The 2,675-nt window shown below is 75.5% G+C and carries 3 protein-coding genes and 1 pseudogene; 3 read left to right on the top strand and 1 reads right to left on the bottom strand.

Annotated features, from left to right (window positions below):
- A partial coding sequence (locus tag UW392_RS05235; RefSeq protein ID WP_320773673.1) for a serine/threonine-protein kinase occupies nucleotides 1-1,152 on the bottom strand: 1,152 nt, incomplete at its 3' end.
- A 196-nt stretch (nucleotides 1,153-1,348) separates the two neighbouring features.
- Between UW392_RS05235 and UW392_RS05230 the strand changes: the two genes are divergently transcribed.
- The 3 genes and pseudogenes from UW392_RS05230 to UW392_RS05220 form a co-directional block, all read left to right on the top strand.
- A complete protein-coding gene (locus tag UW392_RS05230) occupies nucleotides 1,349-1,624 on the top strand; it encodes a hypothetical protein (protein WP_320773672.1) in 276 nt (91 codons plus the stop codon).
- Nucleotides 1,625-1,824: 200 nt separating this feature from the next.
- Nucleotides 1,825-2,034 carry a hypothetical protein gene (locus UW392_RS05225; RefSeq protein ID WP_320773671.1) on the top strand — a complete coding sequence of 70 codons (210 nt, stop codon included), beginning with the start codon at nucleotides 1,825-1,827 and terminating at the stop codon, nucleotides 2,032-2,034.
- A gap of 250 nt (nucleotides 2,035-2,284) precedes the next feature.
- A pseudogene (locus UW392_RS05220) lies at nucleotides 2,285-2,675 on the top strand (aminoglycoside phosphotransferase family protein); the annotation flags it as partial.

Below are 2,675 nucleotides of genomic sequence, written 5' to 3'. Positions count from 1 at the left end.
CGGTGCGGGCCTGCCGCCGGAGCGGGGGCCCCGCTGCTGCCCGGGACGCGCCCCCGACGAGGACCGCGAGCTCCCGCCGGTACGGGACGCGCCCCCGCCGGTACGGGACGATCCCCCCGTGCGCGAGCCACCTCCCGTACGCGCGCCGTCTCCCGTGCGCGAGCCGCCGCCCGTGCGTGAGCCGCCGCCGGTACGCGGCGGGGGAGTGCCCGCAGAGCCCTGGGAGCGGCGCTGGGTGCGCTGCTCGGCGTGCGGTCCCGCGAGCCGGCCCGACGGCCGGTCGGAGTCGGCGCGCGGCCCGGGCGGGCGCGTCTCCGTGAGCCCCTGCGCCTCACGGGCGGCGATCTCCTTGAGCCGCAGCGACAGTTGCAGGGTGGTGGGCCGTTCCTCCGGGTTCTTGGCGAGACAGGCGCGGACGAGGGGGGCCAACGCGTCCGGGACGCCGTTGAGCTGGGGCTCCTCGTGCACCACCCGGTACAGCATCACCTCGGAACTGCCGTGCCCGAACGGCGAGTCGGACATCGCCGCGTACGCGAGCGTGGCGCCCAGCGCGAACACGTCGGTCGCCGGGGTGACGGCGGCACCGCGCACCTGCTCCGGCGCGAGGAACCCGGGCGACCCCACGGCCGTGCCGACGTGCGTCAGCGTCGACGCGCCCGTGGCCCACGCGATGCCGAAGTCGATGATCCGCGGACCCTTGGGGGAGAGCAGGATGTTGGACGGCTTGAGGTCCCGGTGCACCACGCCCGCCTCGTGCACGGCGACGAGCCCCTCGGAGAGGGCGGCCCCGATCGCGGCGACCTCGACGGCCGGCAGCGGGCCCGCCTCGGCGACCTTGTCGTGCAGCGACGGCCCGGGCACGTACTGCGTGGCGAACCACGGCCGGTCCGCCTCCAGATCGGCGGCCACCAGCCGGGCCGTGCACCCGCCCCGGATCCGCCGGGCCGCCGAGACCTCGCGCGCGAACCGCGACCGGAACTCCTGGTCCTCCGCCAGATCGGGCCGGATCACCTTCAGCGCGACCCGCTGACCCTTCCGGTCGGAGCCCAGGTAGACCACGCCCATGCCGCCCGCGCCGAGCCGTCTGTGAAGCCTGAACGAGCCGACGACGCGCGGGTCCTCGCGCCTCAGGCGCATCATCGCCATGTCCATCCCCGCTGCCCGGTCCGTATGACGAGCCACAGCTTACGTTTCCACGGCCGGGTCCGCGCAGAGGCCGCGCCCTCGCGATCCGATGGATTGTCAGTGCCGGGTGGGACACTTGAAACGTGGTCAGGGAACAGGAGTTCGGGACGGCGCTGGGCCGGCCCTGATCCCAACGACCTGCCGCGGAAGGGGGATTGAACCCGTGAAGGGTGACCGTGTGGAGATCGTCGTGGACGCCGGTGACACGACGCGTACGTACGAGGTGGTGGCGAGCAGGGCGGGCCGCCGGGTGGAGACGGCGGTGCGCCGGGGCGTCGTGGAAGTGAGCGAAGTCACGCGAAGCGGGACAGTGGTGCGTACGGCCCGCTTCATGGCGAACCGGGTGCTGGCCCTGGTCGAACAGCCGGTGCCGCGGGAGGACGGCTCGGAACAGTCGGGGCACTCCGGACGTCCCCTCCGGGAAGACCCCGAGACCTAGGACGCCGTCTCCACCCAGGGGAGTACGCCGCAGGTCACGGGTCATCCTCCGGGAGGCCCGGCAATCGGTACGAGGGCATGACGACCCGCATCCGCAACGCCCGTAGATTTGTCGTCAAGCGGCGGGTGCAGCACTCGTCCCCCGAGGTCGGACGCCCGCCGCTGCCAAGGACGATCGACAGATCGGTCAGGAGAGGGACCATGGCCCACACGGCACCGCGGACGGCGGTCCGCAGTCGGCGGCACGAGGCGCACGGCGCCGCGTCGCCCACCGGTCGTGCGGGGCGGCGCCACCCCCTGGTGGCGACCGCGATGGTCCTCCCCCTGGCGGCCCTGCTCCTGTACGCCTTCGGCGGCTTCGAGGCAGTGGCCACCCATGCGTCGTCCGTGGGCGTGATGCTGGGGCGCTGAGCGGCGACCCCAGGCCCGGAAGAGCGGTTCGGGCGGGGACATCCACCCATGAAACCCCGTGGGGACGGGGGTGCGGCGGACGGCACGGACGCCCGCGCGGCTGGGGAGCCGCGCGGGCGTTGCGCTGTGCGCCCACGCTTCCCCGCCCCGCCCGGCGTCACGCCCCCACCCACCCGCGCGCCCGCCGCCGTGCCGTGCGCCTACGCTCACGGACGGTATCCGGCCACCGTCCAGCCGTTCAGGGAGCCCCGTGACCGTAGACGTACTGCCCGCGCTCACCGCCGGCGCCCGCCGGGCGGCCCACCCCCGGGGCGGGCCCTGCGGACACCGGGACACGGTGCTCGCCGAGCGGGACGACGGGACGGTCGTCCGGCACGGCGACACGGTCGCCAAGGCGCACGCACCCGGCAGCGATCCCGCGGAGCTCGCCGTCCGCGTCGCCACCGCCGCGGCGCTCCCCGACATCCTCCTCGCCCCGCTCCACCCCGCCCCGGCCGGCCTGCACGGCCGCCAGGTGACCTTCTGGCCGTACGGCACCCCGGTCGACCCGGACACCCCCGAGGACGCGCCCTGGGCGGCGGCGGGCGCCCTCCTCGCCCGGCTCCACCGGGCGCCCGTGCCCGTCGGCGCGCCGTCCATGC

The sequence above is a fragment of the Streptomyces sp. CRN 30 genome (assembly GCF_034105845.1).
This window is presented reverse-complemented; position numbering and strand designations above follow the sequence as displayed.

Excerpts from the sequence above, each read along its gene's own strand:
- UW392_RS05225 (WP_320773671.1), top strand. The coding sequence starts at position 1,825 with ATGGCCCACACGGCACCGCGGACGGCGGTCCGCAGTCGGCGGCACGAG.